This window comes from Desulfobaculum sp. (assembly GCF_054921475.1).
The window spans coordinates 1-12,708 of record NZ_JBUDSW010000006.1; the positions used below are offsets into that span (position 1 = coordinate 1).

Sequence of the window (12,708 nt, forward strand, 5' to 3'; positions counted from 1 at the left end):
ATGGAGGCGGCTTTCTTTTTTCTCCGCCTTTGGCTTGAGGGTCAATATACAAGGAAATTATTTCCTTAAGCCGCCGGAGGCAAAAAAAGTCCAGCATCCCCTCCACACCTCCGCATGGCGCTCTGCACGCCGCAACACAAAAGCCCCACGACTTCCGTCGTGGGGCTTTTGTGTTGCGATATGTCTGGCGAGTGGGGTGGCTAGTCTTGGCACTTTTGCATGTAGCGGTAGATGGTTGCTTCTGAGGCGTCGAGGTACTGTGCGACGACGCCGACGCTGCCTTTGATGAGGAAGACGCCTTTTCGGTTGAGTTCGGCGACGATTTCGGTTTTTTCGTCGGCGGTCATGCGTTCTGGCGGAATATTGTAGCGGCGGATGACGTTGAGGACCATATTTTCGGTGAGGTCTTCGATATTTTCGTGGAAGCTTTCTTCGCCGTGCGTAGGGGCGATATCGGGTGAGAGCGACGCGCCGAAGCCACCGTTTTCGATCATATTATCGAGCAGTTCGCGCACTTGGCAGACTTTGGTGACGTCCATGTTGAGACAGAGCATCCCGAGCAGTTCACCGTCGGCGTCTTTGATGAAGTAGGTTGCGGAGTGCAGGCGTTTGCCGTCTTTGGACAGCGAGCTGTACTCCATGATGAAGCTACGGTTCTCGTACTGTTTTTCGCGCAGGAAGCTGAGTGCGAGATCGGTCAGGGGCGCGCCGATGCGGCGTCCGCTGATGTGGTTGTTGGCGATGGCGACGACGGATTTTTCAACGCTGGTTGTGTCGTGCAGGACGACTTCGCAATCCTTCCCCAAGAATGTGCCCAGGAATTCCACAAGGGGAATGTAATCCTCGATAGAGCACAGATGCGATGTTTTTTGAAAAGCCACTGCTGGTTCCCTTTGTTGTGTGTTGCGAATTGATGTTTGTGTATACAATGGCGTTTCCGTGTGTGCAATGTTGCTGTTTTTCATCGTTTAAAAGCGGCCCCGAACTATTCGGGGCCGCTTTGTTGTGTCATCTCGTCATGTTGAGCACTGGCGTATGAGGTAGGGATGGGTGCCGGTAGCTCTATGCGGCTGTTCCTTGACGAGTTGCCGCGTGCGGGCAGCCTTTTGACACCATGGTTTTAAGGATGACCTTGTCGGTTTCCTTCATGCCATGAGAGCCAAGGCAGCCGAGGTTGAGGATGGTCTTTTCGACATCATTGTCGACGATGCCTTCACTGCCGGAGATGCTGTGTCCCTTCATGGCGAGGAAGGCGGACTGCAGGCCGGTGCTGACGGCGGAGGCGACCTTCAGGGCGCAGCCGTTTTTGGCACCGTCGCAGATCATACCGGCGATGCTGCCGACCATGTTGTTAATGGTCATCTCCACTTCCTTGATGCCGCCGTCCAGCAGAAGGACGAGGGCGCATCCGGCGGCGGTACCGGCCACGGTGGCTCCGCACAGAGCGGACAGGCGTCCGAGGCTGTGCTTGATGTGGATGCTGGTGAGGTGGCTCATGATGAGCGCACGCGCCAGCTTTTCCTCGGAGGCTTCGAGGCGGTTGGCGCAGGCCAGCACAGGGATGGTGCAGGTCAGGCCTTGGTTGCCGCTGCCGGAGTTGCTCATGACGGGCATCTGTACGCCGTGCATGCGGGCATCGGTGGCTGCGGTGGAGAGCTTGACCGCTTCATTGATGATGGAATCACCCATGATGTGGTCTTTGATGCTCTCCTCGATGTTTTTGCCCACGCCGAGGCCGTAGGAGCCGCTGAGGCCCTTCATGGCCATGGCTTCGTTCATGCGGGCGGCTTCGAGGATGAAGGAGATGTCCTCAAGGGGCGCATTGTTTGCGAAGTCGAAGATGCTGTCCATGGTGAGGGACCATTCTTCGTGCTCTGCGTCCTCTGCGCTGCCGGAATCCACATGCATGATGACGTCGCCGTTTTTTTCTACGTAGACGAGGCCGGTGTGGTGGCCTTTGAGGATGACGCGCGCGGAGTCGTCGCCTTTGGTGGCGATGACTTCGCAGTAGATGAGCTCGTCATTGTCTGCGACGTCGAGGACCACACGTTCTTCGGCCAGCATTTGCTTGGCCTCTTCGGCCTGCATGGGTGAGAGGTCTTTGAGGACCTCAAGCATGGCTTCGGACTTGCCGCCTATGGCACCAGCGGCGACGGCGATATTCAGGCCGCGTTCGCCGGTACCGGGGACGCCGACACCCATTCCGTTCTTGAGCAGGTTGCCCGAGACGAAGGCTTCGAGTTTCTCGGGGGTGGCACCGAGGGTCTCTGCGGCCTTGGCTGCGGTAAGGGCCACAGCGATGGGTTCGGTACATCCGATGGCGGGAACGACTTCACGGTGAAGCAGTTCGATGTATTGGGTCCATTCGGCTTTCATGTCTGCTATCTCTTATTCGTTAGCGGCGGCTGCTTGGGCGTTGGCCTTTGTAAGCTCGCCGTTTTTGTTGAACAGTCCTTCCAGCATGAGGGCGATGGCGCCGTCACCGGTCACGTTGCACGCGGTGCCGAAGCTATCCTGCAGGGCGAAGACGGCAACCAGCAGGGCGACACCCGCGGGGTCGAACTGGAGCACGCCGACGACGATGCCGAGGGAGGCCATAACCGTGCCGCCGGGGACGCCGGGAGCGCCGATGGCGAACACGCCGAAGAGGATGATGAACAGGAACATGGTGCCGAAGGTCGGCAGGTGGCCGTAGAGCATCAGGGAGATGGTCATGGCGAAGAAGGTTTCAGTCAGCACGGAGCCGCACAGGTGGATGGTGGCGCCGAGGGGAATCATGAATTCGCTGGTGTCCTTGGAAAGTACCTTGGACTTGCCGGCGCAGCGCAGGGCCACGGGCAGGGTGGCGGCGCTGGACATGGTGCCAACGGCGGTGAGGTATGCGGGGCCGTAGTGCTTGATGACTTCGATGGGGTTACGGCCGGAGATGATGCCTGCGATGGTGTACATCACGGTCAGCCAGATGGCGTGGCCGAGCAGCACCAGCACGATGACCTTCAGGAACACGGGCAGCTGCTTGGTCAGGCTGCCTTCGTATGCCAGAGCGGCGAAGGTGGTGGCGATGAACAGCGGCAGGACGGGGATGACCATCTTCTGGATGACCTTGAGCATGATGGCTTCAAACTCGAACAGGCCTTTCTTAAAGCCATCGGCCTTGGTCCACAGCACGGTCACGCCGAGGATGATGGCGGTGACGAGTGCGGTCATCACGGACATGATGGGCGGAATGTTCAGCTGGAAGGTGATCTCCGGCAGCTCGCGCAGGCCAGCAACGGCGGTGGGCACGGACAGGTGCGGGATGATCAGGTAGCCAGCGACACAGGCCATGGTGGCCGCGCCCACGGCGGAGAGGTAGGCGATGCTGGCGCCAGCGCCCAGCATGCGGTTGGCGTTATTCTGCAGCCGGGTAATGGACGGCGCGATGAACGCGATGATGACCAGCGGGACAGTGTAGAAAATGAACTGTCCAAGGACGTGCTTCAGGCTGCACACCACTTCCATGACGGCTTCGTTGGCGACGAGGCCAACGATCACACCTGCGGCGATGCCCATCAGGAGCTGGAGAATGAAACCCCATTCACTCTTCTTTTTCTGACTCATTGCAAAACCCCTCTTCAAGAATCGGTTGAGTGTGTCGCATCACCGCACTGCACACGAGGTGATGCGAGCCGCCCCACACAGCGTGGGGCGGCACAATTCGGACGGGAACAACTATTTGGCGGCGATAACTTCGATCTCCACCAGTGCATCCTTGGGAAGTCTGGCGACCTGGAAGCAGCTGCGGCCCGGGAAGGGTTCGCCGAAGTAGGAGGCGTACACTTCATTCATAGCGCCGAAGTTGGCCATGTCGCTCAGGAATACGGTGGTCTTGACCACGTCGGTGAGCTGCGCGCCGCCGGCCTCGAGGATGGCCTTGACGTTTTCGAGAGACTGCTTGGTCTGCTCTTCGATGCTCTCGGGCATGTCACCGGTTTCGGGATTGATGGGCAGCTGGCCGGAGGTAAAGATCAGGTTACCTGCGACGCCGGCCTGAGAGTAGGGGCCGATGGCTGCGGGGGCGGTGGTGGTATTGATGATATCGGGCATTGTTGGAGCTCTCCTTTGCTGGATTACCGTTTCGTGTGTTTGTGTTTTTGGGATAGTTCTGTTTTTCACGCGGGTCAATAAAAAATTTGCACAGCGATAAGAATTTTTTATTACACTGCGGCACCAGCCGTGAACGGCGTGTTGATTAAATGCTGGAATTTAAAAGGGTTGGCCGACACTCGCAGCGTGAGAGAAAATCGTGCAAGCGTGAGAATTTTTGTCTCATGGAGAGAAAAGAGCGTGCGAAAGAGGTGGAAAGGCGGCGGTTTCGCAAAAGGGAGAGCAGGGCTGATACGGGAGCGAATTGGTGCTGCGGCAAGAGAAGGGCGGCAGAAATCAGAAGCGCTGGCGCGGGCGAAACAGGGAGCGGGCGTGGGGCGGATGATGCTGAACAGATGCAGGTGATGGCGCTGGAGAAATGGCGGCGGTGGTCTGCGGCGCGGTGTGGTGCAGGTGGAGAAGCGGCGTAGGCGAAGAGCGCGGCGAGTGTGGGCCGAAGGGGGAACCCTATTCGTGGTTGCGTAAAATGTCCAGAATCTCAAAGCGCGACGCCTGCCACGCCGGGTAGCCGCCGGCGGCGAGGCCCAGCAGCACGGACCCCACAAGAATGCCCGCCATCAGCCCCGGACGGTACACAAAGGGGAATCCCGCCACGGCGTAGACCACGCTGATGAGGCCAAGGGCGCAGATGACGCCAAGGGTGCCGCCAATGCCGGAGAGCAGCCCCGCCTCGAAGAGGAATTGACTGATGATGTCCGAGCGGCGCGCGCCAACGGCGCGGCGGATGCCAATCTCCATGCGCCGTGCGCGCACCAGCAGAATCATAATGGACAAGATGCCCAGTCCGCCAACGGCAAAGGACACCGTGGAGCTGATAAGCCCCAGCGTGCCCACAAGGTCGAGGGCCTGTTGCTGGAGCTTGATGGTATCGCGCGCGGTGAGCACGGCAAAGTCGTCGGGCTGGCCTTCGGAAATGTTGTGCCGGTGGCGCAGAATGGCTGAGGCCGACTCCTTGGCGCGTTCCGGGTCCACCCAGTCCGCAAGCTGGACATACGCGCCGGAGATGGCGTCGGTGTTGGCCATGCGGCGCATATAGGTCGTGATGGGGACAAAGACCTGCTCGTCTTGGTCCGTGCCCACGATGTCGCTGCCTTTGGGCTCCATAACCCCAATCACGCGCAGGCGCGCGCGAAAGAAGGTGACGCGCTGGCCGAGGGCGCGTTCCGGCTGGCGGAACAGGCGGGTGGCAATTTTTTGCCCCAGCACGCAGACCATGGCCTTGTCGGTGACGTCTGCGGCGGAGATGAAGCGGCCAAAGTCCGGCGTGAGGTTGCGGACGGTGCTGTAGTCGGGCGTGACGCCAATGAGCACGGAGGGAACTTTGGTGTCGCCCGCGCGGATGGGCATATCCGTTTGGGTGAAGGGGGCGTGGCGGCGCGCCCCGGGCATGCCGTCGGCGAGGGCTTGCGCGTCGGCCATGGTAAAGGTGCTGGCTGTATCCTTGACGCGGGCGTCGCCGCGCCGCCAGCGGATGCGTCCGGCGCGGGCCATGAACAGATTGGGGCCGAGCTTTTGGATTTCCACCTCGGCCTTGCGCACCATGGCCGTGGACATGTGCTGCACGCCCGTCAGCGCCAATGCGCCCAAAAACACGCCAAGCATGGCAAGCGCGGTGCGCAGCTTGTGTGTTTGCAGGGACCGTATGGCGATGTTCAGGCTGAAGTGCATGCAGGGCTCCGCGTGTGACGTCTGGTGGAATGCGCGGCCTCCGTGCGCCGCACCGCAGAGAATACGGGAAAAGACGGCGGGGGCAAAGCCCGGAAAGGATGGAAAAACGCGCCGCCGTCATCTGCTGGGCAGAGGCGGCGGCGCGGGGGGCTACATTTCCTGTGGCAGCTCTTTCAGCTCGGCCCATGAGAAGACGGGGCCGTCCACGCAGACGAATTTGTCGCCGATATTGCAGCGGCCACAAAGGCCTACGCCGCACTTCATGCGGCGCTCCAGCGTGGTGATGATGCGCTCGGGCGGAAAGCCCAGTTCCTCCAGTGCCTGCACGGTGAACTTAATCATAATGGGCGGGCCGCAGGTGACGGCCACCGCGCCCTCGGGCGAGGGGTTCATTTCGCGCAGGATGTTGGGGATGAGGCCGACGTGGCCGGTCCAGTCGTCGGTGCCGTTGTCCACGGTCTGCACCAGTTCTACGTCTTCGCGCGCGGCCCAGTCCTTCAGGTCTTCATCGTAGCAGAAGTCCTCGGGCGAGCGGGAGCCGTAGAGGATGGTGATGCGGCCGTAGTCCTCGCGGTTGTCCAGCATGAACATGATGAGCGAGCGCAGGGGCGCCATGCCGATGCCGCCGCCGATGAACACGATGTCCTTGCCCTTCATATCCTCATACGGAAAGAAGTTGCCCAGCGGCGCGCGCACGCCGACGGTGTCGCCAACGCTGAGGCTGTGCAGGGCCGCGGTGACTTCTCCCGCCTTCATGACGCTGAACTGGAGCATGTCCTTTTGCGTGGGCGAGGAGTTGATGACAAAGGTGGACTCGCCCGTGCCAAAGACGGACAGCTGGCCCACCTGACCCGGCTCAAAGGTGAAGGCCTTCATGCGTTCGGGCGCATTGAGCACAACGCGGAAGGTCTTGATATTGGCAGTCTCCTCCACAATCTCGGTGATGGTGCCAAGATCGGGGAGGTAGGGGTTCGCGTCAGGCATTGTGCTTCTCCTTGGCACGCAGAACAATGGTGCGGATGTCGACTCCGGCGGGACACTTTTTGACGCAGCGGCCGCAGCCCACGCAGCCGAACTGTCCGCCGTGTCCGGCAGGATGGTAGTTGAACTTGTGCTGGATGCGGTTGCGCAGGCGGTAGTTCTTGGTCATGCGCGGATTGTGGCCGCTGGCCTCACGCGTGTACATGGGCGACATACAGTTGTCCCATGTGCGCAGGCGTTCGCCGGAGGTGCCGTTGGCCTCGTCCGTGATGTTGAAGCATGAGCAGGTAGGGCACAGGTAGGTGCACGCGCCGCAGCTGAGGCACTGGGAGGCGATGTCGTCCCAGAACTCGTCATCGGCAAAGCAGGCCTGCAGGGCTTCGGGCGCGTCGGACAGGTCCGGGGCATCGCCAAGGCGCTCGCGTGCGGTGTCGTGCACGGCCTTGGCGGCTTGCTCCTGTTCTTCGGTGGCGTCGGCAAAGGGCGCTTCGGCCACAAGGGCGGCGCCTTTTTCCGTGACGCCGTCGGCAACGTAGCCGCCGTCAACAGGGGTCAGCAGGATGTCAGTGCCTTCGGTGCTGTCCGGACCGCCGCCGGTCCAGTGGCAGAAGCACGTCGCTTGCGGCCGGGCGCAGGCCACGGACACCAGCACGGCGTTGTTGCGCCGCGCGGCGTAGTAGGTGTCCTCCACCGGGCCTTTGAGCAGAATCTCATCCAGCACGGCAAAGCCGCGCGCACCGCACGGGGGCGTGCCAAAGATGAGAACGCGGTCCTCTGAGACGGTGGGTTGCAGGTCCACCTGCGCGTTGCCGTCGTGTTCCGTGTCGCGGCGGATGCGGAAGCGGAAGAGCACCTCGGTCTGCGGGAAGATGGCGTCCTTGGGCGGCATGGAGGGCAGCGTCTCCAGCTCGGGCATGGACGAGCCGTCATGCTGGCGGAAGACCACAGCCGCGCCCTCGCGCATGGGGGCGATGACGCGGTGGTCCTGCCCCATGCGGGACAGCCACGGGACGATGTCGTCATGGGCAAGAAAGCGTGTGGACATTACCACTCCTTCTCTTCGATATGGTCTTCCTCCACCTTAAAGGTGAAGAGCGGCGGCGTGGCGCATTCGTCCAGTCCGGCTTCATAGTCGAACAGGTCGAGGACCTCGCGGTTCAGCTTCTTCTTGAGCATGAGCACCGGGATGTCCATGGGGCAGGCGCGTTCGCATTCGCCGCATTCGGTACAGCGTCCGGCGGTGTGCATGGCGTGGATGAGTTGGAACATCCATTTTTCCTGCACGCCCGTTTCCTGCGACAGCCAGTGCGGGTCGCGGGTTTCGGCGATGCAGTGGTCGCGGCACACGCACAGGGGGCAGGCGTTGCGGCAGGCATAGCAGCGCGTACACCGGCTGAGCTCCTCCTGCCAGAAGCGGAAGCGGTCCTCCAGCGGCTGATCCTCGAATTTCTCAAGGCGGGCGAAGCGGTTTTCAATCTCTTCGCGGGGCTGGATGGGCTCGCCCGCGATGTGGTCGAACACCAGCGGGTTGGGATACTTGCAGGACAAGCACTTGTCCGCGGCAATGTCCGCAAAGGGGAAGTCGCGCTCGCCTTCGTCGGTGGTGATGGTGATGGTCTCGCCGTGGAAGGTGACGCCGGTGACGCGGTTCACGTCCATATGGCGGCGCAGCTTGTTGTGGCTGACCACGCCCTCGCAGGGCATACCGAAGATGACGAGGTTGTCGCGGGAGATGAGCTTTTCCTGCAGCAGCTGGATAACGGAGCGGCTGTCGCAGCCCTTGATGACCACGCCCACGGTTTTGTCCTTGAGGCTGGGCAGATAGGTCGCCAGATTGTGGACGCAGCGCTGGTCAAAGACCATTTTGTCCACGTCCTCCGGGGTGTGCATGCGCAGGGGCGAGGCGTGCAGCGGGTCGTACCCGGCCTGCCAGCCAAGGACAAAGTCCACATCGCCTAGGCGGTCGAGGATGAGCTTTTTGAGCGTCTCTACGCGGGCCATACGTCGCCTCCCTGCTGCAGTCGGCTGATGATCTCGGCGCGGGGTTCGCTGAGGCGCGGGCCGGGGCCGAGGGTGTGGATGTGCTCTGTGAAGGTGGTGACGACGTTGCGCCACTTGTTGCCCTCGGAAGCGGACACCCACGTGTATTCAAAGCGCCGGGGGTCTATGCCGAGCACGGGCATGAAGCGCTTGAGCACCTCAAGCCGCCGCCGGGCGTAGAAGTTGCCCTCGGTGTAGTGACAGTCATTGGGATGGCAGCCGGAGACGAGCACGCCGTCAGCGCCGCCCATGAAGGCTTTGAGCACGAACAGCGGGTCCACGCGCCCGGTGCAGGGCATGCGGACGATGCGCAGGTCCGTGGGCTGGCTGAACCGGGCCACGCCGGCGGTGTCGGCACCGCCATACGAGCACCAGTTGCACAGAAAGCCGACTATGCGAAGTTCTCTTTGTTCCATTTCCGGCATAGGGCATTGACCTCGGCAAGAATCTGATTGTCAGTGAAATGCTGGAGCTGAACGGCCTTGTGCGGGCAAGCCACGGAGCAGATGCCGCAGCCCTGACAGATGGTTTCCACCACCTGCGCCTTGGGATTGCCGAACCGGTCCTCCACACTCTGGATAGCGCCAAAGGGGCAGACGGAGATGCATTTGCCGCAGCCCACACAGCGCCGTTGGTCCACAAGGGCGATTTGCGGGTCCGTCTCCATGGTCTCCTTGGCGAACATGGACAGTACCTTGGCCGCCGCCGCACTGCCCTGTGCCACGGAGGACGGAATGTCCTTCAGGCCCTGACAGGCGCCGGCAACAAAGACACCAGCGGTGTTGGTCTCCACAGGGCGCAGTTTGGGGTGCCCTTCCATGAAGAAGCCGTTGGTGTCGTACGAGATGCGCAGATGCTCCGCCAACTCGCGCGCGCCGTGGGACGGTTCGCCGCCAACGGCCAGCACCACAAGGTCCGCGTCAATTTCCACCTGCGCGCCGAGCAGGGTATCCATGCCGCACACCGTCAGATGGTCCGTATGCGGGTGGATGCGCGACACGCGGCCGCGCACGTACTGCACGCCGTATTCGATTTTGGCGCGGTCGATGAACTCCTCGTAGCCCTTTTGCGGGGCGCGGATGTCCATATAGAAGACATAGGTCTCGGCGTCGGGGATATGGCTTTTGGTCAACACGGCCTGCTTGGCCGTGTACATGCAGCAAAAGCCGGAGCAGTAGGGCCGGTTCTTGGCCTTATCGCGCGAGCCAACGCACTGGATGAATACCACGCGTTTTGGTTCGCGTCCGTCCGAGGGGCGCGTGACGTGCCCGCCCGTGGGGCCAGAGGCCGAGAGCATGCGCTCGTACTGCAGTGAGGTGATGACGTCCGGGTACCGCCCGCCGCCGTATTCCTCGTACTTGGAGTGGTCGAACACATCATAGCCCGTGGCGGTGACAATGGCGCCCACCTTGTGGGTGACGGTTTCGTCCTTTTGCTCAAAGTTCACGGCCTGCACCGGGCAGACCTTGGCGCAGACGCCGCACTTGTCCTTGGTGAGCTTGATGCAGTGGTCCGCGTCGATGACGGCCTTTTTGGGGATGGCCTGCGGGAAGGCAATCTTGATGGCCGACGTGGTGCCCACGCCCTCGTTGAACGAGTCGAAGGACTTTTTGCTGGGGCACTTTTCCATGCACAGGCCACAGCCCGTACACAGGTTCCAGTCCACGTAGGTGGTCTTTTTGCGGATGGAGACCTCAAAGTTGCCCACATAGCCGGACACCTCGTCCACTTCGGCATTGGCGATGAGGGTGATGTTCGGGTGCTGGGCTACGTCCACCATCTTGGGGCCAAGAATACAGGTGGAGCAGTCCACCGTGGGGAAGGTTTTGTCCAGCTTGGCCATCTTGCCGCCGATGGTGGGGCTTTTTTCCACCAGCACCACGTCCAGCCCGCCGTCGGCGCAGTCCAGCGCGGTCTGGATGCCCGCCACGCCGCCGCCAATAACCAGCACGCGGCGGTTCACCTGAAAGGTCTTGGGCAGAAGCGGTCTGTCGCGCCGCAGTTTTTCCACGGCGGCCAGCACAAGTTCGGAGGCCTTGTTGGTGTTCAGCTCCTTGTCGCTGCCCACCCACGAGACGTGCTCGCGGATGTTGGCCATCTCGAACATGAAGCGGTTCAGCCCGCCGCGCTCCACGGCGCGCCGGAAGGTGTTTTCGTGCATGCGTGGTGAGCACGAGGCCACAACCACGCCGTCCAGCCGGTGGTCCCGGATGGCCTGCACAATGGCTTCCTGTCCCGGTTCGGAGCAGGTGTACATATGGTCCATGGCGAACACCACGTCCGGGTATTCGCGCGCCATTTCCGCCACGCGCGCACAGTCCACGGTGGCGGCGATGTTGCTGCCGCAATGGCAGACGAAAACGCCTACTCTCATGCGTCGTCTCCTGCCGCGTTGGTGTTGGCGAGCACCGCCTGCGCGAGGCCCTTGGGGTTGACGGCATGCTGGTCCAGGCCAAGGTCGCGGATGTCCAGACCAAGGGCCAGTCCCACCAGCTGTGTGATGTAGAATACGGGAATATTGTGCGAGGAATGGTTCGCCCGGTTCACCTGTCCCTGACGCAGGTCAAGGTTCTGGTGGCACAGCGGGCAGGCCGTGACCACGGCGTCCGCACCCAGTTCGGCCGCGGCGTCGAGGATGCGCCCGGTGTTGCGCATCACAATGTCCTTTTTGGGGATGCCGTAGGCGGCGCCGCAACATTCCATCTTGTACGAGAATTCTTCGGGCACCTCGGCGCCCAGTGTGCGGCACAGGCGGTCCATGGACGTGGGATTTTCCGGATCGTCAAAGTCCATCAGCCCCGCCGGACGCGTGAGCAGGCAGCCATAGTAGGGGACAATGGTCAGCCCGGACAGGCTGTGCAGGGCGCGCTGGGCAATGGTTTCTTCGCCCACGTCCTCCAGCAGAATCTGGAGGATGCTGCGACAGTCCACATTTCCCGCGTAGGGGCGGTCCAGCAGGCCGTTGACGCGCTCGCGGAATGCCTCGTCCTGCATCTTCGTATTGGCGGAGCGCAGGTTTTTCAGGCAGCCGGGGCACGGCGTTGCAACGGTGTTTTGCCCCGCAGTGCTGGCGATTTCGAGGTTGCGGGCCGAGAGGGCGGCGGCCAGTTCATGGTCCACCGTGTGCGCGGGCGTGGAGCCGCAACAGCTCCAGTCCGTCATTTCAATAAGCTCCACACCCAGCGCGGCAAGCACCGCGCGGGAGGAGCGGTCGTTCTCCCGGGATGTGCCCTCCTGCGAGCACCCCGGATAGTAAGCGTAGGCCTGACTCACAGCGCGTGGCCTCCTTCCTTCTTGCGGCGTTCCAACCATCGTTTGGCGATGGCGGCGACCTCGGCCTTGCCCGCGATGTCATGCGGGCGCAGGGACAGCTTGCCCTTGGGCAGGATGCGGTGGGCGAGGTCGGCCCCCGTAAACGGGCGCCCGGAACGCAGGTTGTACTCCGCCATCAGCCCCATTTCGTACACCCGCCCATGGCGGAAGATGCTGCGCAGGAAGCTGTCGTGGAAGAGCTTGACGTTGCGCTCCGAGGCAAAGCCTTCGCGGCGGGCCATGTGGCGCAAAACGTCCATCACCAATGCCACGTCAATGCCGTTGGGGCATCGCGTGGAGCAGGTTTCGCACGTGGCACACAGCCACAGCGAACGGGCGGAAAGCACAGCCTTGCGCTGACCGGCCTGAACAAGTCGGAGTATTTGGCTGACGGGAACGTCCGACGCGCTGGCGGCAGGGCAGCCCGCAGTACACTTGCCGCACTGGTAGCACAGCGCAAGGTCCTGCCCGCTGGCCTCCCGGACGTCCTGAATGAACGTGCGGTCGGACTCGTCCGTGAAACGTATGGTCTTCTCCATGAAGGACGCCTCCAATGGATGC

The 12,708-nt window shown here is 62.0% G+C and carries 12 protein-coding genes; all 12 read right to left on the reverse strand.

What is annotated here, in order from left to right; genetic code table 11:
• Positions 1-200: 200 nt before the first annotated feature.
• Complete coding sequence (locus ACY69P_RS00775; RefSeq protein WP_404845637.1) at positions 201-881, reverse strand: helix-turn-helix transcriptional regulator; 681 nt, start codon at positions 879-881, stop codon at positions 201-203.
• 181 nt (positions 882-1,062) lie between these two features.
• Positions 1,063-2,376 (reverse strand): L-cysteine desulfidase family protein, encoded by a 1,314-nt coding sequence (locus ACY69P_RS00780; RefSeq protein ID WP_459897774.1) that lies wholly within the window; start codon positions 2,374-2,376, stop codon positions 1,063-1,065.
• A gap of 12 nt (positions 2,377-2,388) precedes the next feature.
• Positions 2,389-3,600, reverse strand: coding sequence for a dicarboxylate/amino acid:cation symporter (locus tag ACY69P_RS00785; RefSeq protein ID WP_459897776.1), 1,212 nt, complete (start codon positions 3,598-3,600; stop codon positions 2,389-2,391).
• A gap of 111 nt (positions 3,601-3,711) precedes the next feature.
• Entirely contained in the window at positions 3,712-4,086 is a 375-nt protein-coding gene (locus ACY69P_RS00790) for a RidA family protein (RefSeq protein ID WP_459897778.1), read from the reverse strand.
• A 507-nt stretch (positions 4,087-4,593) separates the two neighbouring features.
• Positions 4,594-5,814, reverse strand: a complete 1,221-nt coding sequence (locus ACY69P_RS00795; RefSeq protein WP_462326244.1) for an ABC transporter permease — start codon at positions 5,812-5,814, stop codon at positions 4,594-4,596.
• A gap of 150 nt (positions 5,815-5,964) precedes the next feature.
• On the reverse strand, positions 5,965-6,798 hold the full coding sequence (locus tag ACY69P_RS00800) for an FAD/NAD(P)-binding protein (RefSeq protein ID WP_459897782.1): 834 nt from the start codon (positions 6,796-6,798) through the stop codon (positions 5,965-5,967).
• On the reverse strand, positions 6,791-7,840 hold the full coding sequence (locus ACY69P_RS00805) for a 4Fe-4S dicluster domain-containing protein (protein WP_462326245.1): 1,050 nt from the start codon (positions 7,838-7,840) through the stop codon (positions 6,791-6,793). The genes ACY69P_RS00800 and ACY69P_RS00805 overlap by 8 nt, the downstream gene beginning before the upstream one ends.
• Positions 7,840-8,796: a 4Fe-4S dicluster domain-containing protein gene (locus ACY69P_RS00810; RefSeq protein WP_462326246.1), complete on the reverse strand. Its 957-nt coding sequence runs from the start codon at positions 8,794-8,796 to the stop codon at positions 7,840-7,842. The genes ACY69P_RS00805 and ACY69P_RS00810 overlap by 1 nt, the downstream gene beginning before the upstream one ends.
• Entirely contained in the window at positions 8,784-9,260 is a 477-nt protein-coding gene (locus ACY69P_RS00815; RefSeq protein WP_404845645.1) for a hydrogenase iron-sulfur subunit, read from the reverse strand. The genes ACY69P_RS00810 and ACY69P_RS00815 overlap by 13 nt, the downstream gene beginning before the upstream one ends.
• Positions 9,227-11,209, reverse strand: a complete 1,983-nt coding sequence (locus tag ACY69P_RS00820) for a 4Fe-4S binding protein (RefSeq protein ID WP_459897787.1) — start codon at positions 11,207-11,209, stop codon at positions 9,227-9,229. The genes ACY69P_RS00815 and ACY69P_RS00820 overlap by 34 nt, the downstream gene beginning before the upstream one ends.
• Positions 11,206-12,108, reverse strand: a complete 903-nt coding sequence (locus ACY69P_RS00825; protein ID WP_462326247.1) for a CoB--CoM heterodisulfide reductase iron-sulfur subunit B family protein — start codon at positions 12,106-12,108, stop codon at positions 11,206-11,208. The genes ACY69P_RS00820 and ACY69P_RS00825 overlap by 4 nt, the downstream gene beginning before the upstream one ends.
• Positions 12,105-12,686 (reverse strand): 4Fe-4S dicluster domain-containing protein, encoded by a 582-nt coding sequence (locus ACY69P_RS00830; RefSeq protein ID WP_404845648.1) that lies wholly within the window; start codon positions 12,684-12,686, stop codon positions 12,105-12,107. Before ACY69P_RS00830 ends, ACY69P_RS00825 begins: the two co-directional genes overlap by 4 nt.
• Between the last annotated feature and the right edge of the window lie 22 nt (positions 12,687-12,708).

Excerpts from the sequence above, each read along its gene's own strand:
- ACY69P_RS00790 (WP_459897778.1), bottom strand. The coding sequence starts at position 4,086 with ATGCCCGATATCATCAATACCACCACCGCCCCCGCAGCCATCGGCCCC.
- ACY69P_RS00795 (WP_462326244.1), bottom strand. The coding sequence starts at position 5,814 with ATGCACTTCAGCCTGAACATCGCCATACGGTCCCTGCAAACACACAAG.
- ACY69P_RS00785 (WP_459897776.1), bottom strand. The coding sequence starts at position 3,600 with ATGAGTCAGAAAAAGAAGAGTGAATGGGGTTTCATTCTCCAGCTCCTG.
- ACY69P_RS00810 (WP_462326246.1), bottom strand. The coding sequence starts at position 8,796 with ATGGCCCGCGTAGAGACGCTCAAAAAGCTCATCCTCGACCGCCTAGGC.
- ACY69P_RS00800 (WP_459897782.1), bottom strand. The coding sequence starts at position 6,798 with ATGCCTGACGCGAACCCCTACCTCCCCGATCTTGGCACCATCACCGAG.
- ACY69P_RS00780 (WP_459897774.1), bottom strand. The coding sequence starts at position 2,376 with ATGAAAGCCGAATGGACCCAATACATCGAACTGCTTCACCGTGAAGTC.
- ACY69P_RS00805 (WP_462326245.1), bottom strand. The coding sequence starts at position 7,840 with ATGTCCACACGCTTTCTTGCCCATGACGACATCGTCCCGTGGCTGTCC.
- ACY69P_RS00815 (WP_404845645.1), bottom strand. The coding sequence starts at position 9,260 with ATGCCGGAAATGGAACAAAGAGAACTTCGCATAGTCGGCTTTCTGTGC.
- ACY69P_RS00830 (WP_404845648.1), bottom strand. The coding sequence starts at position 12,686 with ATGGAGAAGACCATACGTTTCACGGACGAGTCCGACCGCACGTTCATT.
- ACY69P_RS00820 (WP_459897787.1), bottom strand. The coding sequence starts at position 11,209 with ATGAGAGTAGGCGTTTTCGTCTGCCATTGCGGCAGCAACATCGCCGCC.